General features: G+C 63.1%; 24 protein-coding genes and 1 other RNA gene. 13 read left to right on the top strand and 12 right to left on the bottom strand.

Annotated elements, in window-relative coordinates:
* Positions 1–102: 102 nt before the first annotated feature.
* The 6 genes from efp (at position 103) to AC3EML_RS01830 (ending at position 5,222) form a co-directional block, all read left to right on the top strand.
* The gene (efp, locus tag AC3EML_RS01805; protein WP_023668757.1) at positions 103–669 is read left to right on the top strand and encodes an elongation factor P; all 567 of its coding nucleotides are present in this window, start codon (positions 103–105) and stop codon (positions 667–669) included.
* Positions 670–691: 22 nt separating this feature from the next.
* Positions 692–1,492: an inositol monophosphatase family protein gene (locus AC3EML_RS01810; protein WP_023742238.1), complete on the top strand. Its 801-nt coding sequence runs from the start codon at positions 692–694 to the stop codon at positions 1,490–1,492.
* 110 nt (positions 1,493–1,602) lie between these two features.
* On the top strand, positions 1,603–2,319 hold the full coding sequence (gene trhA, locus AC3EML_RS01815) for a PAQR family membrane homeostasis protein TrhA (protein WP_023700276.1): 717 nt from the start codon (positions 1,603–1,605) through the stop codon (positions 2,317–2,319).
* 179 nt (positions 2,320–2,498) lie between these two features.
* Entirely contained in the window at positions 2,499–3,524 is a 1,026-nt protein-coding gene (locus AC3EML_RS01820; RefSeq protein ID WP_023668754.1) for a MotA/TolQ/ExbB proton channel family protein, read from the top strand.
* Between the two features lies 1 nt (position 3,525).
* Positions 3,526–4,557, top strand: a complete 1,032-nt coding sequence (locus AC3EML_RS01825; RefSeq protein ID WP_023684164.1) for a peptidoglycan -binding protein — start codon at positions 3,526–3,528, stop codon at positions 4,555–4,557.
* A 239-nt stretch (positions 4,558–4,796) separates the two neighbouring features.
* Entirely contained in the window at positions 4,797–5,222 is a 426-nt protein-coding gene (locus AC3EML_RS01830; protein WP_023742237.1) for a hypothetical protein, read from the top strand.
* Positions 5,223–5,300: 78 nt separating this feature from the next.
* On the opposite strand, the gene AC3EML_RS01835 is transcribed toward AC3EML_RS01830, so the two are convergent.
* Positions 5,301–5,654: a DUF1304 domain-containing protein gene (locus AC3EML_RS01835; protein WP_352520844.1), complete on the bottom strand. Its 354-nt coding sequence runs from the start codon at positions 5,652–5,654 to the stop codon at positions 5,301–5,303.
* A 146-nt stretch (positions 5,655–5,800) separates the two neighbouring features.
* On the opposite strand from AC3EML_RS01835, the gene AC3EML_RS01840 reads away from it, so the two are divergent.
* Positions 5,801–7,288, top strand: coding sequence for a carboxypeptidase M32 (locus tag AC3EML_RS01840; protein WP_352520843.1), 1,488 nt, complete (start codon positions 5,801–5,803; stop codon positions 7,286–7,288).
* A gap of 10 nt (positions 7,289–7,298) precedes the next feature.
* Here the strand turns inward: AC3EML_RS01840 and AC3EML_RS01845 are convergent, their stop codons facing one another.
* Positions 7,299–9,101: an ABC transporter transmembrane domain-containing protein gene (locus tag AC3EML_RS01845; RefSeq protein WP_352520842.1), complete on the bottom strand. Its 1,803-nt coding sequence runs from the start codon at positions 9,099–9,101 to the stop codon at positions 7,299–7,301.
* A gap of 204 nt (positions 9,102–9,305) precedes the next feature.
* Between AC3EML_RS01845 and rpmE the strand changes: the two genes are divergently transcribed.
* Positions 9,306–9,527, top strand: a complete 222-nt coding sequence (gene rpmE, locus AC3EML_RS01850; protein WP_023668748.1) for a 50S ribosomal protein L31 — start codon at positions 9,306–9,308, stop codon at positions 9,525–9,527.
* 186 nt (positions 9,528–9,713) lie between these two features.
* On the opposite strand, the gene AC3EML_RS01855 is transcribed toward rpmE, so the two are convergent.
* Entirely contained in the window at positions 9,714–10,352 is a 639-nt protein-coding gene (locus AC3EML_RS01855) for a TetR/AcrR family transcriptional regulator (protein ID WP_352520841.1), read from the bottom strand.
* Between the two features lie 118 nt (positions 10,353–10,470).
* Here AC3EML_RS01855 and AC3EML_RS01860 point away from each other — a divergent pair, with 118 nt between their 5' ends.
* Both AC3EML_RS01860 and AC3EML_RS01865 read left to right on the top strand, forming a co-directional pair.
* Positions 10,471–11,298, top strand: a complete 828-nt coding sequence (locus AC3EML_RS01860) for an NAD(P)H-binding protein (protein WP_352520840.1) — start codon at positions 10,471–10,473, stop codon at positions 11,296–11,298.
* 1 nt (position 11,299) lies between these two features.
* On the top strand, positions 11,300–11,776 hold the full coding sequence (locus AC3EML_RS01865) for an anthrone oxygenase family protein (protein ID WP_352520839.1): 477 nt from the start codon (positions 11,300–11,302) through the stop codon (positions 11,774–11,776).
* A 33-nt stretch (positions 11,777–11,809) separates the two neighbouring features.
* Here AC3EML_RS01865 and AC3EML_RS01870 read toward each other — a convergent pair whose 3' ends face one another.
* The 4 genes from AC3EML_RS01870 to AC3EML_RS01885 form a co-directional block, all read right to left on the bottom strand.
* Entirely contained in the window at positions 11,810–12,121 is a 312-nt protein-coding gene (locus tag AC3EML_RS01870; RefSeq protein ID WP_023818218.1) for an Rdx family protein, read from the bottom strand.
* Positions 12,118–12,903 (bottom strand): RDD family protein, encoded by a 786-nt coding sequence (locus tag AC3EML_RS01875; protein WP_352520838.1) that lies wholly within the window; start codon positions 12,901–12,903, stop codon positions 12,118–12,120. The genes AC3EML_RS01870 and AC3EML_RS01875 overlap by 4 nt, the downstream gene beginning before the upstream one ends.
* 93 nt (positions 12,904–12,996) lie before the next feature.
* Entirely contained in the window at positions 12,997–13,746 is a 750-nt protein-coding gene (locus tag AC3EML_RS01880; RefSeq protein WP_023668740.1) for a YebC/PmpR family DNA-binding transcriptional regulator, read from the bottom strand.
* Positions 13,747–13,926: 180 nt separating this feature from the next.
* The gene (locus tag AC3EML_RS01885) at positions 13,927–14,250 is read right to left on the bottom strand and encodes an ArsR/SmtB family transcription factor (RefSeq protein WP_023668739.1); all 324 of its coding nucleotides are present in this window, start codon (positions 14,248–14,250) and stop codon (positions 13,927–13,929) included.
* A gap of 51 nt (positions 14,251–14,301) precedes the next feature.
* On the opposite strand from AC3EML_RS01885, the gene AC3EML_RS01890 reads away from it, so the two are divergent.
* Genes AC3EML_RS01890 through AC3EML_RS01900 form a run of 3 tightly spaced genes read left to right on the top strand, consistent with a single transcriptional unit; the run spans position 14,302 to position 15,678 of the window.
* Positions 14,302–14,784 carry an SRPBCC domain-containing protein gene (locus AC3EML_RS01890; protein WP_023716057.1) on the top strand — a complete coding sequence of 161 codons (483 nt, stop codon included), beginning with the start codon at positions 14,302–14,304 and terminating at the stop codon, positions 14,782–14,784.
* Between the two features lie 20 nt (positions 14,785–14,804).
* Positions 14,805–15,167 carry a VOC family protein gene (locus AC3EML_RS01895; protein WP_023716056.1) on the top strand — a complete coding sequence of 121 codons (363 nt, stop codon included), beginning with the start codon at positions 14,805–14,807 and terminating at the stop codon, positions 15,165–15,167.
* A gap of 28 nt (positions 15,168–15,195) precedes the next feature.
* Complete coding sequence (locus AC3EML_RS01900; protein WP_023728643.1) at positions 15,196–15,678, top strand: SRPBCC family protein; 483 nt, start codon at positions 15,196–15,198, stop codon at positions 15,676–15,678.
* Positions 15,679–15,700: 22 nt separating this feature from the next.
* Here the strand turns inward: AC3EML_RS01900 and AC3EML_RS01905 are convergent, their stop codons facing one another.
* From AC3EML_RS01905 to ssrS, 5 genes are all read right to left on the bottom strand, one after another.
* The gene (locus tag AC3EML_RS01905) at positions 15,701–16,462 is read right to left on the bottom strand and encodes a TerC family protein (RefSeq protein WP_031205303.1); all 762 of its coding nucleotides are present in this window, start codon (positions 16,460–16,462) and stop codon (positions 15,701–15,703) included.
* Between the two features lie 73 nt (positions 16,463–16,535).
* On the bottom strand, positions 16,536–17,360 hold the full coding sequence (locus AC3EML_RS01910) for a TIGR00282 family metallophosphoesterase (RefSeq protein WP_023716055.1): 825 nt from the start codon (positions 17,358–17,360) through the stop codon (positions 16,536–16,538).
* A 56-nt stretch (positions 17,361–17,416) separates the two neighbouring features.
* Positions 17,417–17,944: a DUF3592 domain-containing protein gene (locus AC3EML_RS01915; RefSeq protein WP_196813862.1), complete on the bottom strand. Its 528-nt coding sequence runs from the start codon at positions 17,942–17,944 to the stop codon at positions 17,417–17,419.
* 82 nt (positions 17,945–18,026) lie between these two features.
* Complete coding sequence (locus tag AC3EML_RS01920) at positions 18,027–18,611, bottom strand: 5-formyltetrahydrofolate cyclo-ligase (RefSeq protein ID WP_023832606.1); 585 nt, start codon at positions 18,609–18,611, stop codon at positions 18,027–18,029.
* A 92-nt stretch (positions 18,612–18,703) separates the two neighbouring features.
* Positions 18,704–18,859: non-coding RNA, 6S RNA (ssrS, locus tag AC3EML_RS01925), on the bottom strand.
* Positions 18,860–18,962: the final 103 nt, after the last annotated feature.

Consider the following 18,962-nt stretch of genomic DNA (forward strand, 5'->3'; position numbering starts at 1 on the left):
TCTCCTGCCGATTTGTGGTCTTGGGAGCCCGAAATCGCTTGTCCAGCGACCATCCCCATACCAACGGCCAAGCCGTTGGTAGCATCCCGGATCAATCTCATCATGGCCAAGATCAATGGCAACGAAATCCGTCCCGGCTATGTCATCGAGCACGATGGCGGCCTTTGGGTGGCGGTCAGGACCAACACCGTCAAGCCCGGCAAAGGCGGCGCCTACAACCAGGTCGAACTGAAGAACCTGATCAACGGCACCAAGCTCAACGAGCGCTTCCGCTCGGCCGAGACCGTCGAGCAGATCCGGCTCGATCTGAAGGATTTTTCCTTCCTCTACGCCCAGGACGACGCGCTGGTGTTCATGGACACGCAGAGCTACGAGCAGCTCGAGCTGGCGAAGGATTTCGTCGGCGACCGCGCCGCCTTCCTGCAGGACGGCATGATGGTGACGGTCCAGCTCTATGAGGATAGGCCGATCGGCATTTCGCTGCCCGACCAGGTGACGCTGACCATCACCGAGGCCGACCCGGTGGTGAAGGGCCAGACGGCCGCGTCCTCGTACAAGCCGGCGGTCCTGGAAAACGGCATCCGCGTGCTGGTGCCGCCATTCATCGGCGCCGGCGAACGCATCGTCGTCGACACCAACGAACTCACCTACATGCGCCGCGCAGACTGACACGTAGGCAGGAACAGATACGATGGCACGCTCCGCACTTCTCAATGTCATGGTCCAGGCCGCCATGAAGGCCGGCCGCTCGCTGTCGCGCGACTTCGGCGAGGTGCAGAACCTGCAGGTGTCGATGAAGGGACCGGGCGACTATGTCAGCCAAGCCGACCGCAAGGCCGAGGACATCCTGTTTGCCGAACTGTCGAAGGCACGGCCGGGCTATGCCTTCCTGATGGAAGAGCGCGGCATGATCGCAGGGGACGACGACCAGCACCGTTGGATCGTCGACCCGCTCGACGGCACCACCAATTTCCTGCACGGCATTCCGATCTTTTCCATCTCGATCGCGCTGGAGCGACAGGGCCAGTTGGTCGCCGCCGTCATCTACAATCCGGCAATGGATGAGCTCTACACCGCCGAGCGCGGCGGCGGCGCCTTCATGAACGATCGCCGGCTGCGCGTTGCCGGCCGCAGCAAGCTCACCGACTGCGTCATCGGCTGCGGCGTGCCGCATCTCGGCCGCGGCCAGCACGGCAATTTCCTCGTCGAGTTGCGCAATGTGATGGCCGAGGTCTCGGGCGTGCGCCGCCTGGGTTCCGCCGCGCTCGATCTCGCTTATGTCGCCGCAGGCCGCATGGACGGCTTTTGGGAAACCGGCCTGTCGGCCTGGGACATTGCCGCCGGCCTGCTGCTGATCCGCGAGGCCGGTGGCTTCGTCTCCGACATGGATGGCGGCCAGGATATGCTCGAGGGGGGTTCGCTCGTCGCTGGCAACGAGGTCATCCAGCGCGCGCTGCTCAAGGCCGTGAAGAAGCCGCTTTCGGCGCGCTGATCACTTGGCATGCCGGCGCGGCGCGCTGAAGCGCCGCAGTCGCAAAACCGCAATCAAAGCTTGAAATACTGCCCGGCGGCCGCCCAGATAAGGGTGACGCAGGATCTTTTATGACGAGCATACCTTCACTATCCTCGCGAGAAGCGCAGCCAGACCAGCCAATTGAAATCCCTTTTGTCGGGCGTTGGCACTATTCGCGTGCGGAGATGATCGCCGATGGCATCGTCCACGCGGTCGGCATCGTGCTGGCGATAGCCGCCGGCTCGGCGTTGCTGGCGCTGGCCGCCTTCCATGCCGGTCCCGGCGAATACATCGCCGCCGCCTTCTTCGTGGTGTCGCTGCTGACTGTGCTGTCGATTTCGCTGACCTACAATCTGTGGCCGGTGACGTCGCCGGCGAAGTGGATCTTGCGGCGCTTCGATCATGCGGCGATCTATCTCCTGATCGCCGCGACCTACACGCCCTTTCTGGCCCAGCTCGACGGCTCGCCGCTGGCGCTGCCGATGATTGTCCTTGTCTGGACCGCTGCTTTGACCGGCATTGCCATGAAAGTGTTCCTGCCCGGCCGCTTCGATCGTCTGGCCATTGTCTTCTATCTCGCCATCGGCTGGAGCGGCGTCGTCCTGGTCAAGCCGCTGGTGGCGACGTTGCCGACGACCTCGATCGCGCTGATTGTCGCCGGCGGCATCGTGTACTCCTGCGGCGTCATCTTCTTCGCCTGGAAACGCCTGCGCTTTCACAATGCCCTCTGGCACGGCTTTGTCGTCACCGGCGCCGGGCTGCATCTTGCCGCCATGGTCGACTGCCTGGTCGTCAACCGCCTCTGAACGGCGTGGTGCGGCCCGACAGTCGGGCAATATTGCCAAGCGCCATTCAATTTGGTCACAATTCCGTTTAGAGTCGCGAATTACGTGATCGGCGGCACTGGAGCGGTTCCAGGGAAGTATGAGCGGCTTCCCGTTCGGAATTGCGTCAAGGCAAATAGAGCATCGGAAACGGGGCACGGATGGCTTTTCTCAGATCCTTCGGCGTGGGCAGGCGTTCTGATGTCCTGATGTACGATCCGCACAAACTGTCGAGCCCGCAGGTCTTCCTCCTGACCATGGTCATCTTCCTGGTCATCGTCGCCTTCATCGCCGCCATCCTCACCCGCCAGATCTCGACCGCTTTCGGGAGCAATCCCGGCCTCAACGGCCTGATCGTCGGCGTCCTTGTGGTCGGCATCCTGCTTGCCTTCGCCCAGGTCGGACGACTGTTTCGCGAAGTGCGCTGGGTCAATTCCTTCCGCGCCGGTTCCGAAACCACCGAGCCGGTGCTGCTGGCGCCGATGAAGGCGATGATCGGCCGCTCCTCGACGGTCGCCTTCTCGACGTCTTCGATGCGCACCATGCTGGATTCGATCGCCACCCGCCTCGACGAAAGCCGCGACACCTCGCGCTATCTCGTCGGGTTGCTGGTGTTCCTCGGTCTGCTCGGCACCTTCTGGGGCCTGCTCAACACCATCGGCTCGATCCGCGAAACCATCGAATCGCTCGATCCCGGCACCGGCGACGCCGCCGCCGTGCTCGATTCGCTGAAGCAGGGGCTGTCGGCGCCGCTGGCCGGCATGGGTACGGCCTTTTCGTCCTCGCTGTTCGGCCTTTCCGGGTCGCTGGTGCTAGGCTTCCTCGACCTGCAGGCCGGCCGCGCGCAGACCCGCTTCTATACCGAGCTTGAAAACTGGCTGTCCTCGGTCACCGATCTCTCCTCCGACATCGCCGTCGCCGACCCGGCCAAGACTGAATCCTCCGACGAGATCCGGGTCCTGTCGGAACGGCTGCGCAGCATGCAGGAAAGCGGCGGCGGCTCCAATCCGCGCGTCGCCACCGCCATGGCCAATCTCGCCGACGGCATTTCCGGCCTGGTCAAGAACATGCGCTCCGAGCAGCAGATCATGCGCGACTGGGTCGAGGCCCAGTCGGACGAGCAGAAGGCGATGCGCAACACGCTGGAAAAGATCGCCGACGCGCTGAAGAAACCCGGGGTCCACTAGCATGGCTCTCGCCAGGGGCCGGCGCACCGATCGCCGCATCGACTATTGGCCGGGCTTCGTCGACGCGCTGTCGACGCTGCTGCTGGCCATCATGTTCCTGCTCACCGTTTTCGTGCTGGCGCAGTTCCTGCTCGGACGCGAACTCTCCGGCAAAGATACGGCGCTCACGCGCCTCAACTCGCAGATCAACGAACTGACGCAGTTGCTGGCGCTGGAGCGCTCGAGCGCGCAGGACAAGGACGATTCGCTGGCCAATCTGCAGGCGTCGCTGTCGGCCGCGGAAGCTGAGAAGAGCCGGCTCGAGCAGCTGCTGGCACAAGGTGCCGGCGCCGGCGACGCCGCCACCCAGCGCGCCGCGGAACTCGGCGGCGAACTCGACAGCCAGCGCCAGATCAGCCAGCAGGCGCTGAGCCAGGTCGAGATCCTGAACCAGCAGATCGCAGCACTGCGCAAGCAGATCGGCGCGCTCGAGGACGCCCTCAATGTGTCCGAAACGCGCGACCGCGATTCCAACACCAAGATCGCCGATCTCGGCCGTCGGCTCAACGTCGCGCTGGCGCAGCGCGTGCAGGAGCTGAACCGCTATCGCTCCGACTTCTTCGGCCGCCTGCGCGAAATCCTCGCCGACCGCGAGAACATCCGCATCGTCGGCGACCGCTTCGTCTTCCAGTCGGAAGTTCTGTTCCCGACCGGGTCGGAAGTGATCAACGATGCCGGCAAAGTCGAGATGAAGAAGCTCGCCGATGCCATCATCGAGTTGCAAAAGGAAATCCCGCCCGAGATCAACTGGGTGCTGCGCGTCGACGGCCACACCGACAACAAGCCGCTGTCCGGCGCCGGCCGCTATCGCGACAATTGGGAATTGTCGACGGCGCGTTCGACCTCGGTGGTCAAGTTCCTGATCGAGAACGGCGTGCCCGCCAACCGGCTGGTTGCGGCCGGCTTCGGCGAATTCCAGCCGCTCGACCCCGCCGACACCGAAGACGCCCGCAACAAGAACCGACGCATTGAACTGAAGCTCACCGAACGGTGATTTTCAGTCACGCGAAATTGTTTGCCGGCTCAACTCTAGAGCGCAACGCCAGGTCGGCAAGGCCTGAAAACATTATCTTTCTTTAATTACACTTCGCGTTTCCGGGCTCCTACTTTGACGCGCAGGGCCGAGAACCGCCGGCGATGCCTCCCATCGCGACGCGACGGAACCGGACGGCCCGCTTCCGGAAGGCGGAGCGAAAGCGCTTGCCCCTTCCATAGCAGGAGGAGACGCACATCATGCGCTCTTTGAAGACTCTCAGGACCGCAACCCTCACGACACTTCTGATCACTGTTCCACTCGCCGGCGCCTATGCCGCCGGACATCACAAGGGCGCCCTCGACGCCAGCGACCCGACCGACATGACCGGTCCGCGCGTGACCGGCCTGATCGAGCAGGTGCGGGGCGTCGAACAGGGCATCACGGATGCGCGCGAGACGAAGGGCATCTCGACCTCGGAAGCGCAGTGGCTGCATCTGCGTGCTGCGCATATCGGCCAGCCCGCCGAACGGGTCGCCGCTTCGGACCATGGCCGGATCCCGGCCGCGCAATATCACGATCTGCTGCGCCGCCTCGACAATGTCGATCAGAGGCTGATGTCCGACACCGGCAGCGGCTTCATGATCGGTGATGGCTCCGACGGCGGAAATTATCCGAACGGCTGAGATCCGCTCTGATATCTCCAGGAATGAGGAAGGGACTGTCTGACGCCCCCGGATCTGGCTCCGAGGGCGTCTTTTTTGTCACCAGCCCAGCCACAGCGCAGCGAGGGCCAGCACCGCCGGCACGGTCTGAATATAGAGGATCTTCCGGCTGGCAGTCGCCGCGCCATAGAGGCCGGCGACGGCGATGCAAAGCAGGAAGAACACCTTGATCTGGAATCCCGCCGCGCCGAGATAGATGCCCCAGATCAGCCCGGCGGCAAGGAAGCCGTTGTAGAGCCCCTGATTGGCGGCGAGCACCTTCGATGCGCTGGCGAAGTCCGGCTTGAGGTTGAACGCCCTGTGCCCGCGCGGTGTGTCCCACGCCACCATCTCCAGATAGACGATAAAGAGGTGGATCAGGGCCACCAGCCCGACCAGGATATTGCCGATCATCTTAGTCTCCCCTCCATGGCGGTGTTCCACCGTCAGCCAGCATTCCACGCACCAGCTCACCGGCGCAAGCTGCATAGCCACCTTTGAGGGTTGCCAATCCTGGCGCGTTGGTATCTTTTCCCGCGGTCCAAAACGCGGAACCTGTCATGTCTTTTCAGAAGCTCGATGATCTCGGCCACAAGCTCGAAGCGCTGGAACATGCGCTCGCCATCCTCGGCGCCGACGAGGCGACCCACATGGCCGTCGGCGGCGGCGAGAAGCGCGCCGAAGCGATGTCTTCCCTTGCCGGCATGCTGCATATCAGGGCTACCGCGCCGGAGATCGCCGACTGGCTCGCCGCTGCAGAAGCTGAAGCGCTCAACGAGGAGCAGCAGGCGGCGGTCCGCGAACTGCGTCGCCAATACACCAACCTGACCTGCCTGCCGGTCGAATTCGTCGAGCGCCAGACGGTAGCGCGCATGCGCTCGGAGCAACTCTGGCGCGACCTGCGCGCCAAGAACGACTGGGCCGGATTCCTGCCGGCGCTCGAAGGTGTCATCGCGCTGGTGCGCGAGGAAGCCGCTTTGCGCGCCGACGCGCTCGGCCTCGATCCCTACGACGCACTGATGGAGCAATACGATCCTGGCAACCGGGCCGCCGACATCACGCCGGTCTTCACCGAGCTGAAGACATTCCTGAAGGGCTTCGTGCCGGAAGCGCTGGCCGTACAGGAAGCGCGACTGGCCAAGCGCCCGCTGAAGCCGCTCTCCGGCAGCTATGCGATCGACAAACAGCGCGAGCTTGGTCTCGCCATGATGGCTTCGGTCGGCTTCGACCTCACCCATGGTTCTCTGTCGGTATCGCACCATCCTTTCTGCGGCGGGGTGCCGAGCGACGTTCGCATCACCACCCGCTACAAAACGTCCGATTTCCTGTCGGCTTTGATGGGCGTGCTGCACGAGACCGGCCACGCGCTCTACGAGCAGAACCTGCCGAAGGCCTGGGCGCACTGGCCGCTCGGCAAGGCGCGCGGCATGGCGGTGCATGAAAGCCAGAGTCTGTTCGTCGAGAAACAGGTCGGCCGCAACCCCGAATTCTGGCGCTGGGCGCTGCCCGTGGTCGAAAAGCATCTCGGCGAAGCCTGGTCGCTCGACGACATCCTGCCGCATGTGCACCGGGTCGAGCGCGGCCTGATCCGCGTCGACGCCGACGAGGTCACCTACCCGCTGCATGTCATCCTGCGCTACGAGTTGGAGCAGGAGCTGGTCTCGGGGCGGCTGCAGGCGGCCGACCTGCCCGAAGCCTGGGACGCCAAGATGCGGGAGTATCTTGGCCTTTCGACCATCGACAACCCAGCCGACGGACCGATGCAGGACGTGCATTGGCCAGGCGCCGCCTTCGGCTATTTCCCGTCCTATACGCTGGGCGCCATGATGGCGGCGCAGCAATGGGCTGCGCTGACGCGCGACCATCCTTCAGCCGACAGCGACCTCGCCAAGGGCAATTTCGCCGCCATCAATGACTGGCGCCGCGACAATATCTGGTCGCAGGGATCGCGCTGGTCGACGCCCGAACTGCTTGAGCGCGCCACCGGGGAAAAGCTCAACGCCGCGTATTTCACCGAGCATCTCCGCAAGCGGTATGGTCCCACCTGATTGCGGGTTGCTACTCCGCGGCACCCCTGAAGGCGCTTGCTCCGGTTTCGAACTGCAGCTTGGCCAGCCTTGCATAGATTCCGCCCTTGGCGACCAGACTCTGGTGCGTGCCTTCCTCGACGATGCGGCCGCCCTCCATGACCAGGATGCGGTCGGCCTTCAGCACGGTCGCCAGCCGGTGGGCGATGACGATGGTGGTGCGGCCCTGCATCAGCCGTTCCAGCGCCGTCTGCACCAGCGTTTCGCTTTCGGCGTCGAGCGCCGACGTGGCTTCGTCGAGGAGCAGGATCGGCGCGTCGCGCAGGATGGCGCGGGCGATCGCCACGCGCTGACGTTGGCCGCCGGACAAGGTGACGCCGCGCTCGCCGACCTGGCTGTCGTAGCCCTTGTCGAGCCTGAGGATGAATTCGTCGGCCAGCGCGTCCCTGGCGGCGGCCTCGATCTCGGCATTCGTCGCGCCCGGCCGGCCAAAGCCGATATTGTCGCGCGCGCTTGCCGCAAAGATGGTGACATCCTGCGGCACGATGGCAATGCGCTCCCGCACTTGAGCCGGATCGGCTTCGCGCACGTCGACGCCGTCAATGGCGACGCGGCCGGTTTCGGGATCGTAGAAGCGCAGGATCAGCGAAAAGACGGTGCTCTTTCCGGCGCCCGACGGGCCGACGATCGCCACCGTCTCGCCGGGCTCGACCTGAAAACTCAAGCCGTGGACGGCGGCACGGTCCGGCCTTGCCGGGTAGGAGAAGGAGACGTCGTCGAAACTGATCGCGCCTGTCGCCTTGGCGGGCAGCGGCAGCGGATTGGCCGGAGGTTGAATCGCCGGCGTCTCGTCGAGTATCTCGGTCAGCCTTTCGGCCGCACCCGCCGCCTGGGCAAGCTCGCCCCAGACTTCCGACAGTGCGCCCAGCGCGCCTGCGGCAAACACGGAGTAAAGCAGGAACTGGCCGAGCGTGCCGGGCGACATCGTGCCGGCAAGCACGTCACGCGAGCCGAACCACAACACCGCCACGACCGAGGAAAAGATCATGAAGATGGCAAAGAAGGTGAGCAGCGAGCGGGAGAAGATCGACGAGCGCGCCGCCTGGAAGGCGGCTTCCACCGCGGCCGAGAACCGCCCGGTGACCAGCGTCTCGTTGGTGAACGCCTGCAACGTACGCACCGCGCCGATTTGCTCGCTGGCATAGGCGGTCGCTTGCGCCAGCGTGTCCTGCGCCTGCCGTGACCGGCGCCTCACCGAACGGCCGAACGCGACCAGCGGCAGCACGATGAGCGGAATGGCCGCGATCACCAGGCCCGACAGTTTCGGGCTGGTGACGATCATCATCGCCACCGCGCCAAGGCCGAGGATGACGTTGCGCAGCGCCACGGAGGCAGTGGCGCCGACGGCGGATTTCACCTGCGTGGTGTCGGCGGCAAGCCGCGAGACGATCTCGCCCGACTGGGCGGTGTCGAAGAAGGACGGCGAAAGCGTCGTGACATGCGAAAACACGTCGCTGCGGATGTCGGCAACGACCCGCTCGCCGAGCGTGATGACGAAGTAGTAGCGTCCGGCCGATGCCGCCGCCAGAATGGCTGCCATCGCCACCAAAGCGGCGAAATATTCGGCGATGAAGACGGTGCCGGAAGCGCTGAAACCGTGGTCGATCATGCGCCGCACGGCCAGCGGCAGCGCCAGCGTCGTCGCCGCGGCGATGGCGAGCGAAATGAGGGCGCCTATGACCAGTTTGCGGTAGCGGAATATATAGGGATATAGGCGCCTGAGCGGCCCGAGCGAGCGCCTGCGCCCGTCTTGCTCGCCGCTGATGTCCGCCATGACCGTTTCCTCTGGCCGCTCCAGGTGGGCGCGTTCAATATGCGCCTGCCGTGGCCTTGTGATTCAATTCCGGCTGATGTATAGGCTCGCCGACCGTTTTAGAAGCCGTGGCTTTTCAATAGCTGCGGCTTCGAGTTTTAAAAAAGGGGCGCATCGACGCAGGCCACGAGCCGTCGGCAGCGCCACAAGCCAGGAAGCACGACAATGAAGGCCGATATCCATCCCGACTACCACACCATCAAGGTCGTCATGACCGATGGCACCGAATACTCGACCCGTTCGACCTGGGGCAAGGAAGGCGATACGATGAACCTCGATATCGACCCGACCACGCACCCGGCCTGGACCGGCGGCCAGCAGACCCTGCTCGACCGCGGCGGTCGCCTGTCGAAGTTCAAGAAGCGCTTCGAAGGCTTCGGCCTCTAAAGTTTACCTGTATCGCTGAATAAAGAACCCGCCTTTGTGGCGGGTTTTTTGTTGCCGCCAAAGTCAGTCGCTTCAAGCTAACGCGCCGATACCTCCCGCTTGTGGGGAGGTCGGCCCAAGGGTCGGGTGCGGTCCGACGCCTCCACCCTGCTGCTTCGAAGCGACCCTTCCCAGAGTGGTGCGAGCCTACCCGTCCACCAATTCCCGCAGCGCCATGCGCTTGTAGGCGGCGACCAGCCTGTCGCCCTCCTGCCGGTCGACCGAGATCGCCAGCCGCACGGCAGCCTCGCCCATCTGCCAGACGAGGAAGGCCGTCGTCTCCAGCGCCACCGGATCGGCACCGGGATGCAGCCGCTTCAGCACCGTGGTCAGGAATTCGGCATTCGCCCGGCTGTCGGCAAGTTCGAGCTGGCGCAGCGCCTTGTCAGCCTGGGTGCCCGACCAGATGTCGCGCATCACCGGCTCGGCCAGGAACAGCTGGTAGTAGATATCGACCAGCTCCGAAAACGCCTGCCGCAGGCCCTCGGCGTCGACGACATCCTTGAGCGCCGAGGAGATGCAGGCCTGGCTTTCGGCGGTATAGCGCTCGGCCAGCGCCCAGACGATCGCCCGCTTGTCGGGAAAGAACTGGTAGAGCGAGCCGATCGACACCGCGGCCCGTTCCGCTACCTCGCCCATGCGCATGGCGTCGCTGCCTTGCTCGGCAATCAGCGCCGAGGCTGCGGCCAGCATGCGCTCGACCCGCTCGCGGCTGCGCTGCTGGGTGGGCGCCCGTCGCGGCGATGCGACCTGCTCCTCAGATGCGGGCGTTGCTGTGTCTTCCATGACGGCCCCCGGCCTCGACAAAATCTGCCAACAAACGACTTGACGCGCAAAATACGAGGGTTTATCACGTTTTGCAAATGTGAGTATTACTCACATTTCTAAACAAAGGAAAGCCACAATGACTAACACCAAACCAGTCCTGATCCTCGGTGGCACTGGCAAGACCGGCCGTCGCCTCGCCGAGCGGCTGACCTCACAGGGCATTCCCGTGCGCATCGGCTCGCGTTCCGGCAGCCCCCGCTTCGACTGGGAGGTTCCGGCGACCTGGGAGCCTGCCATGCAGGGCGTGGGCGCCGTCTACATCAGTTACTATCCCGACATCGCCGTGCCGGGCGCCGCCGAGACCGTCGGCGCCTTCGCCAGGCTTGCGGTGGCAAATGGCGTCACCCGCATGGTGCTGCTCTCCGGCCGCGGCGAGACCGAAGCCCAGCGCGCCGAAGAGATGGTCAAAGCCTCGGGCGCTGACTGGACGATCCTGCGTTGCGCTTGGTTTTCGCAGAATTTCAGTGAAGGTTTTCTCGTCGAGTCCTTGCGGCAAGGCGAAGTGGCTTTGCCTGTCGGCCCTGTTGGCGAGCCCTTCGTCGATGTCGACGACATCGCCGATGCTGCCTTGGTTGCGCTGACCGAACCGGGTCATGTCGGCCAGCTCTATGAGTTGACCGGGCCGCGGCTGCTAAGCTTCGCCGACGCGGTTGCCGAGATCGCCAAGGCGACCGGCCGCGACATCCGCTATATCAAGATCTCGCATGACGAATTCACCGCCGCGACGGCGGCATACGAACTGCCGCCCGAAATCGCCTGGCTGCTCAACGAGCTGTTCACCGAAGTGCTTGACGGCCGCAACGAGACGCTGACCGACGGCGTCCAGCGTGTGCTCGGCCGCGCGCCGAAAGACTTTTCCGCCTACGCAAACGAAACCGCTGCAACCGGCATCTGGAGCAACTGAGATGAGCAAGCTTCTTCCCACCCTCACCATCATCGCCGCCATCGGCTCGGGCGTCGTCGGCGGCGTGTTCTTCGCCTTTTCCAACTTTATCATGTCGGCGCTTGCCCGGCTGCCGGTCCCCCAAGGCATCGCAGCGATGAATTCGATCAACATCACGGTGATCACGCCCACCTTCATGACGGCGCTGTTCGGCACCGGCCTGCTCTGTCTGGTGCTTATCGCCGCCGTTCTCATGGGGTGGAGCCAGTCCGGCTCATACTGGCTGCTTGCCGGCGCCGTGATCTATTTGATCGGCAACCCGATCGTGACCATGGTCTTCAATGTGCCGCTCAACGATGCGCTCGCCGCCGTCGACCCGGCCAGCGCCAATGGCGCAGCCGTGTGGGCGAACCATCTGAATCAATGGGTGATGTGGAACCAGGTCCGCACCATCACCGCCATCGTGTCGATGGCCTGTTTCATCTTCGCATTGCTATGAAAAATGGCACTTCGCAAACGCAAGGACCTCGCCTCAAGAGGGGTCGTTTTGCGTGTGACCCTTGCGGTCGGAATGGCCTAGATCCCGGTCCGGATCGATGACGTCGCGCACCAGCTGCTTGAGCTTGGCGGCATCGGGAAAGCCGCCGTCGCGCTTGCGGTCCCAGATCAGCACATCGTTGCAGGAAACGGTGAAGATGCCGCCTGTGCCCGGCACCAGCGTCACTTCACCGAGATCCGTGCCGAAGGTGGAGAGCAGTTCCTGCGCCATCCAGCCGGCCCGCAGCAGCCACTGGCACTGCGTGCAATAGGTGATGACGATCCGAGGTTTATCAGGGAGGCTCATTCATGTGTCTCGCGGGTGCGAACGGTTGTGCCGGCAACCCGATCATGGATCGGCTCATTGCCCAACGCTATCGTTATTCCGATCCAGACCGGCCAGACCAAAGACAAGCCGATCGCGACCAAGGCGGGCACGAATTCCAACCAAGCATTGCTCGGCGCAGGTCGCGGAAAGCTCCCCCAGGTCTGAAAGGCAAACCAGGCCCCCGTCAGTACGACGGGGAAAGTGCCGAGAAACTTGATCACCTGTCGACGAAACGCCTTTCGCAAGGGCAAGCCTCTTCTCTGCCAGTCATTCTCGTCATAAACGACGAGCACCAAAGCCCGCTTACCGACTGATCGGCCCGAGGCCATCTCCATAAGAAGAAGATAGATCGCCAGAGCGGGTACTTGGAGGAAACCTAGATCCAACGCCGTAGGTCGAAAATTCCCCTTCGAATTAAGATCGATTGAAACTGTCTCGGGCTTCGCAGACTGGGTTTCCTTCGCGGTACCAACTGCCCAATCGGCTACTGGAAAGCCGAAGAGAGAAGACTTGCACACCTGCCAATCGTACCGTCCAAGCGACGGACCGCCGTGCACCTTGGCCGAGCTGCATATTCTTAGGAAGAGCCAGAAGTGACCTTTCACCCCACCGTCGGTCAGCGCGAACAAGCCAGCCACCACAAAATAGAGAGGTATCAGCACGACAAGGTAGTCGATAAACGAAGCAAGGAACCGACGCCAGAAGCCACCGCGGCGAGGCCAAGCCATCGCAGCGGCAAGTGGAATCCCTTCGTCGGTCATCTCCCCTCCCGTCGATCACTGACTGATCTATACGTTGGGTGGGGAGTCCCTGGCTACGGCGTTCGCCTACACTTCCGTGTGACGGTCAGAAACTCATGCCGCGCTGAGCTTGGCCATGGTCTCGTCGTCGACCTCGAAATTGGCGTAGACGCTCTGCACGTCGTCATCGTCCTCGAGCGTTGCCACCAGTTTCATCAGCGATTGCGCCCGCTCTTCGTCGACCGGGACATTGTTCTGCGGCTGCCAGATCGGCTTCACCGATTCGGCCTCGCCAAGCGAGGCTTCCAGCGCCTTAGACACTTCGCCCATACTCTCGAACGCACAGTAGATGGTGTGGCCTTCCTCGTCGGACTCGACGTCATCGGCGCCGGCCTCGATCGCCGCGTCCATCACCTTGTCGGCGCTGCCGGCGGAGGCCGGATAGTAAATCTCGCCGGCGCGGTTCCACATGAACGACACCGAGCCGGTTTCACCAAGCGCACCCCCGGCTTTGGTGAAGGCGGCGCGCACGTTCGAGGCCGAGCGGTTGCGGTTGTCGGTCAGCGCCTCGACGATCAGCGCCACGCCGCCTGGCCCATAGCCTTCATAGCGCACCGCTTCGTAATTCTCGGCATCGCCCATCGATGCCTTGTTGATGGCGCGCTGGATGTTGTCCTTCGGCATCGACACCGCCTTGGCGTTCTGAATGGCCAGGCGCAAACGCGGGTTCATCGACGGATCCGGTGTTCCGCTCTTGGCGGCGACGGTGATTTCGCGCGCCAGCTTGGAAAACATTTTCGACCGCACCGCGTCCTGCCGGCCCTTGCGGTGCATGATGTTCTTGAACTGTGAATGGCCGGCCATGGCACCCCTGTCGTCTTCGGCTAGAGCATCCCGAAGCGAGGTGGTCTCACCTCGTCCTCCCGGGTACTCGAATTCAAATTTTCAGAGCCGTCCAAGGTGCAACGCGATGGATGCACGGCGTTCTCTGTCGGAATGGCCGGCTTATAGATAAATCGGCTCAATTCGTCCAGCCGCGCCGGTTCAGCCCTCCAGATCGGACTTCAGCCGGTCGATAATGCTGAGCGCATGGCCGGCATACTGGCTGATCCAGCGGTCGTGGATGTGCTTGATCGGCAGCGCGTTGAGATGGTTCCAGCGCTCTCGCCCTTGGCGCTTTGCCACCACCAGTTCGGCTTCTTCCAGCACCTTGAGATGCAGCATGACGGTGCAGCGATCGATGTCGGGAAACGCCTCGCACAACATGCCGGTCGTCTGCGGTGCATCCTTCAGCCGATCCAGCAATTCGCGACGGCGCGGATGCGCCAACGCCTTGAAAACGTGATCGTCTGCGGTTTGGCTTGACATGTTATGTTTCTATAACATATCGTCGAGCCAATCAAGGAAGGAGCTGTGGATATGTCTCTTGGATTCAGAGTTTCCGGGCGCATCGGCAAACCGGTCGCCGAAGTCTTCGACGCCGTCGTCAATCCCAAAAAGCTGAGTGGCTATTTCACCACCATCGGCGGCGCCAGCGCGCCGCTGAAGGCCGGCACCGGGGTGGTCTGGTGGGGCAAGGTGCCCGTCGAAGTCGATGAGGTGATCAAGGACCGCCATATCGTGCTGCGCTGGGATGCCACCGATGCCGAATGCAAGCCCGCCTACAAGACACGCATCGAGATGAACTTCGAGCCGCTGGACGATGGCGGCACCCTTGTGACCATTGCTGAATCCGGCTGGCCGGAAGGCGTGGTCGGCCTGCAGAAATCCTACCTCAATTGCGAGGGCTGGTCGCAGATGCTGGCCTGCATGAAGGCCTATGTCGAATACGGCATCAATCTGCGCGACGGCTACTACCGCGGCGAGATGAGGGGCGAGCCGGCCAACGAGACAAACAGATGAACAGCGCAACGGAGCCCGCAATGACCGCGAAAATGACCGGCGGCATCAACATCGCCATGAAAGTGCCCCCGCATCAATACGAGGCGACGATCGCCTTCTATCGAGATGTCGTCGGCTTGAAGCCATTCACCGCCAAGGCGCCGGCCATCGGCTTCGAGCTCGGCCCCAACCGTCTGTGGATCGACGAGGCGCCGATGCTGAGCCAGGCCGAAGTCTGGCTTGAGCTTTTCACCGACGATTCTGCAGCCATTGCGGATCATCTCGCCAAGGCCGGCGTCGTCCGTTGCGACGCGGTCGAGCCCCTGGACGAAGGCTTTCGCGGCTTCTGGATCGCTAACCCGGCCAGCATCGTTCACATGGTGCGCGAGCCTGACGCTTGGTGAGCGCAAACCGGACAAAGAAGCAGCATCGATGGAAATTCACAAAACGCCGACTGCCGAAGCCGGCATGCTGATCAGGCGGCCGGTCGCCGAGGTCTTCGAGGCGATCGTCAACCCGGCCATCACCACGAAATTCTGGTTTACCCACAGCAGCGGCCGGCTGGATGGCGGCAAAGAGGTTCGCTGGGAGTGGCGCATGTACGGCGCCTCGGCGATGGTCAATGTCAGCGAGATCGTCGAGAACAAGAAGATCGTCATGCAATGGAGCGATCCGCCGACCACTGTGGTCTGGACATTCACGGAGATGCCCGGCGCCGAAACGCCTGACGGTGCGACCTTTCTTGAGGTCAGCAATTTCGGCTTCGCCGGCACCGCCGACGAGCAGGTCAAGCAGGCGGTCGGCTCGACCGACGGCTTCGCACTGGTTCTTGCCGGCGCAAAGGCATGGCTGGAACAGGGCCTGTCGCTTGGCCTGATCGGCGACCGCTACCCAAACGGCGTGCCGGGGCGCTAGGGCCGCCCCTGCGACGCCAGCCTCAATGCCCGCCGCCGGATTTCTTGCGCCGCCGCGCCAGCATGTTCAGGCCCTCGACCAGGGCGGAAAAGCCCATCGCCGCGTAGATGTAGCCCTTCGGCACATGATAGCCCATGCCGTCGGCGATCAGCGTCATTCCGATCATCAGCAGGAAGCCCAGCGCCAGCATGACGATGCTCGGGTTCTTGGCGATGAAGTTGGCCAGCGGCCCGGCCGCCAGCATCATCACGCTCACCGCCACGATCACGGCGATGTACATGATGGCAATCTCGTCGGTCATGCCGACGGCGGTGATGATCGAATCGATCGAAAAGACGAGATCGAGCAGCAGGATCTGGAAGATGGCGCCGGCAAGCGAGATCTGCAGCGTCTCGCCCATCATCGTATCCTTGTGGTCGTCGGGATCGACGGTGTGGTGGATTTCCTTGGTCGCCTTCCAGACCAGGAACAGGCCGCCGGCAATCAGGATCAGGTCGCGCCAGGAAAAGCCATGGCCGAACGCTGTGAACACCGGTGTGGTCAGCTGCACGATGATGGAGATGGTTGCGAGCAGCACCAGCCGCATGATCAGCGCCGCCGAGATGCCGAGACGCCGGGCGCGGGCGCGCTGCGCTTCCGGCAATTTGTTGGTCAGGATCGAGATGAAGATCAGATTATCGATGCCGAGCACGACCTCGAGCACGATCAGCGTCAGCAACGCGACCCACGCGGTTGGATCGGAAACAAACTGAAAATGCGGCGCAAAGAACTCGATCAGCTGCATGGAGGTCGTCCCCTCTTTAACGATCTAGAGCAGTTTCGTCGCCAGTTAGGTACTTTACTCGACTATATCAATGTCATGACCAGAAGGATGGCGCGGTTTCTTCGAGCCGCGGCCCGCGACGAAAAGGCGCGATCTTCTCGGTCAGGCCGGTGCGGTCGGAAATAGTGACGCCGACGCCGCACAATGTCGCCGGTCCGGTCGCTGCTTCGAAGCGGCCCTTCGGCACTTTCGACAGGAAGCGGTTGAGCGGTTCTTCCTTGTCCATGCCGAGCGAGGAATCATAGTCGCCGCACATGCCGGCATCGGACATGTAGCCCGTGCCGCCATTGAGGATCTGGTGGTCGGCCGTCGGCTGGTGCGTATGGGTCCCGATGACGAGGCTGGCGCGGCCGTCGACGAAATGCGCGAAGCACATTTTCTCCGAGGTCGCTTCGGCATGGAAGTCGATGACCACGGCATCGGCCTGCTCGCCCAGCGGACAGGCGGCCAGCTCGCGCTCGCCGGCCTGGAACGGATCGTCGAGCTCGGGATGCATGAACACCCGGCCCATAATGTTGGCGACCAGCACGCGCGCGCCGTTTTTGGCGATATAGACGCCGGAACCGCGCCCCGGCGTTCCCTTGGGGAAGTTGGACGGGCGCAAAAAGCGCTCCTCGCGCGGCGCGAAGATCAGTGCGTCGCGCTGGTCCCAGACATGGTTGCCGGTGGTGACGACATCGGCACCGGCGGCGATGGTGTCGCGAAAAATGTCTTCGGTGATGCCGAAGCCGCCGGCGGCGTTCTCGCCATTGACGATGACGAAGTCGAGTTTGAAATCCGAGATCAGGCCGGGCAGTTGTTCCCACACCGCCGTACGTCCCGATTTGCCCACCATGTCGCCGAGGAAGAGAAGTCTCATGCCCACTTCTATCCAGAGGCACGGACGCTAGGCAAGCGCTACCCGGGCGATTGGCGCTAACGCCGGCCGAAAGTACCACGCTGCTGTTGAGGCGGCTTGGCGCTCGCGCCCGCAACGCGAACTGCCGAAGGCATCATCGGTGACGCCGGCGGCGCGGTGCGTCCGCGCAGCCAGAAGAACCACACGTAAAAAACAGTGAACCCACCAGTAGCGGCCAGGAGCAACAGCCCGCCGCGCCAGCCCTTCATCGCCGCGGTATCGAGGATCGATGGATTGGCAGGGTTGTAATACAACTTCACCGCGTCGCCTTTGGACGCCGTGTAGAGGCCGATGTCCTTTCCCTTGCCGGACCACGTCATCGGTGCATCGTTCGCGACATAGGTGACAGCGACGTTGATGCCTTTCGCGGTGAGGCCATTACCCTGGGCTTCGCTGTAGGAACTGACATCCGTCACTGTGGCAACCGTCTGATGCCAGGCGAACTGGTGGTGCAGGGCCGTTCCGGAAATGTGCAATGCCATCGCGAACAGCGTTACCGCGATGAGGACGAACGGCATCAGCAGGAAGCGTGCGAAGACAAACATGATGGCCGCCATCGGCTCGGACTGTGTTGCCGGAATACTATCCGGCACGTCTTGGAAACGCGTTAAGCGGGATCGCGGTCTTTTAAGCGATGTCGAAGCGGCGCAAACCGCTCTCGGTGAGTATTTCCGGGATGATGACGTCGTGCGCCTCATCCGGCACGAGACCCACCTCCTGGCAATCGAAAGCGATGCCGATCAGTCGTGGCGGCTGGCCCTTGTCGATCAGCCTGGCGATGGCGCGGTCGTAATAGCCGGCGCCATACCCGATGCGATGACCGCGGCTGTCGAAGGCCGCGAGCGGCACCAGCATCACCGCGGGATCGAGAACCTCGGCCTCCGCATGCGGACCGACCGTGCCAAAACCCATCTCGACCATCGGCGCGCCGCGCACCAGTTCGCGAAAGACGATGGTGGTCTTGTCGAGGATGGCCGGCAGGCAAAGCCTGGCCCCCTTCTCGCGCAAGGCGAACATCAGCGGCCTGATGTCGACTTCCGATCGCATCGGCCAGAAAGCTGAAACGATCTGACCCGGCTCGATGGCGAGGTGGTCGCGCGCCGTCTCGGCCATCTCAAGCGCGATCTCCACCCGCCACAGCGGATCGAGCGCATCGCGGCGGCCGAGTGCCTCGAGGCGCAGCTGCTTTTTCAGGGCTTTGGGAGATGTCATCCGCGGACGATAGAAAAGGTCGGATCTGGGTGACGTTTCATGAGCGACGTTTTCTACCACATCATCCGCCAAACTGGGCGGATACAGGTAAGTGACGATCCACACAACCGGTGGAGAGAGCGATCCCGGGAACCTACAAAGTAGGTGGGCGCCGTATGAGAAAACCCACGGGTCTTCCCAGGGACAGCTCCCTAAGGATCGTTAAGGCCCCGGGGAAAATGTTCTCCTGCCGGGAAGCGCAGACCGCCAAGCCCAATATAGGCGGCTGGTCGGTCAAGCGCTAGTGACATGAGCCGATGTTTCCATTTCGATCTCACACGCTTTCGTCGCAGCCGGCTCGCCCTTGCACAG

Source organism: Mesorhizobium sp. P170090, assembly GCF_057786115.1.

Bases quoted from the DNA above. Each gene is read 5' to 3' on its own strand.
- trhA (WP_023700276.1), top strand. From the start codon at position 1,603: ATGACGAGCATACCTTCACTATCCTCGCGAGAAGCGCAGCCAGACCAG.
- AC3EML_RS01860 (WP_352520840.1), top strand. From the start codon at position 10,471: ATGACTAACACCAAACCAGTCCTGATCCTCGGTGGCACTGGCAAGACC.
- efp (WP_023668757.1), top strand. From the start codon at position 103: ATGGCCAAGATCAATGGCAACGAAATCCGTCCCGGCTATGTCATCGAG.
- AC3EML_RS01870 (WP_023818218.1), bottom strand. From the start codon at position 12,121: ATGAGCCTCCCTGATAAACCTCGGATCGTCATCACCTATTGCACGCAG.
- AC3EML_RS01915 (WP_196813862.1), bottom strand. From the start codon at position 17,944: ATGTTTGTCTTCGCACGCTTCCTGCTGATGCCGTTCGTCCTCATCGCG.
- AC3EML_RS01890 (WP_023716057.1), top strand. From the start codon at position 14,302: ATGTCTCTTGGATTCAGAGTTTCCGGGCGCATCGGCAAACCGGTCGCC.
- AC3EML_RS01835 (WP_352520844.1), bottom strand. From the start codon at position 5,654: ATGATCGGCAATATCCTGGTCGGGCTGGTGGCCCTGATCCACCTCTTT.
- AC3EML_RS01865 (WP_352520839.1), top strand. From the start codon at position 11,300: ATGAGCAAGCTTCTTCCCACCCTCACCATCATCGCCGCCATCGGCTCG.
- AC3EML_RS01885 (WP_023668739.1), bottom strand. From the start codon at position 14,250: ATGTCAAGCCAAACCGCAGACGATCACGTTTTCAAGGCGTTGGCGCAT.
- AC3EML_RS01920 (WP_023832606.1), bottom strand. From the start codon at position 18,611: ATGACATCTCCCAAAGCCCTGAAAAAGCAGCTGCGCCTCGAGGCACTC.
- AC3EML_RS01895 (WP_023716056.1), top strand. From the start codon at position 14,805: ATGACCGCGAAAATGACCGGCGGCATCAACATCGCCATGAAAGTGCCC.
- AC3EML_RS01840 (WP_352520843.1), top strand. From the start codon at position 5,801: ATGTCTTTTCAGAAGCTCGATGATCTCGGCCACAAGCTCGAAGCGCTG.
- AC3EML_RS01855 (WP_352520841.1), bottom strand. From the start codon at position 10,352: ATGGAAGACACAGCAACGCCCGCATCTGAGGAGCAGGTCGCATCGCCG.
- AC3EML_RS01875 (WP_352520838.1), bottom strand. From the start codon at position 12,903: ATGACCGACGAAGGGATTCCACTTGCCGCTGCGATGGCTTGGCCTCGC.
- AC3EML_RS01910 (WP_023716055.1), bottom strand. From the start codon at position 17,360: ATGAGACTTCTCTTCCTCGGCGACATGGTGGGCAAATCGGGACGTACG.
- AC3EML_RS01845 (WP_352520842.1), bottom strand. From the start codon at position 9,101: ATGGCGGACATCAGCGGCGAGCAAGACGGGCGCAGGCGCTCGCTCGGG.
- AC3EML_RS01825 (WP_023684164.1), top strand. From the start codon at position 3,526: ATGGCTCTCGCCAGGGGCCGGCGCACCGATCGCCGCATCGACTATTGG.
- AC3EML_RS01820 (WP_023668754.1), top strand. From the start codon at position 2,499: ATGGCTTTTCTCAGATCCTTCGGCGTGGGCAGGCGTTCTGATGTCCTG.
- AC3EML_RS01810 (WP_023742238.1), top strand. From the start codon at position 692: ATGGCACGCTCCGCACTTCTCAATGTCATGGTCCAGGCCGCCATGAAG.
- AC3EML_RS01905 (WP_031205303.1), bottom strand. From the start codon at position 16,462: ATGCAGCTGATCGAGTTCTTTGCGCCGCATTTTCAGTTTGTTTCCGAT.
- AC3EML_RS01830 (WP_023742237.1), top strand. From the start codon at position 4,797: ATGCGCTCTTTGAAGACTCTCAGGACCGCAACCCTCACGACACTTCTG.
- rpmE (WP_023668748.1), top strand. From the start codon at position 9,306: ATGAAGGCCGATATCCATCCCGACTACCACACCATCAAGGTCGTCATG.
- AC3EML_RS01900 (WP_023728643.1), top strand. From the start codon at position 15,196: ATGGAAATTCACAAAACGCCGACTGCCGAAGCCGGCATGCTGATCAGG.
- AC3EML_RS01880 (WP_023668740.1), bottom strand. From the start codon at position 13,746: ATGGCCGGCCATTCACAGTTCAAGAACATCATGCACCGCAAGGGCCGG.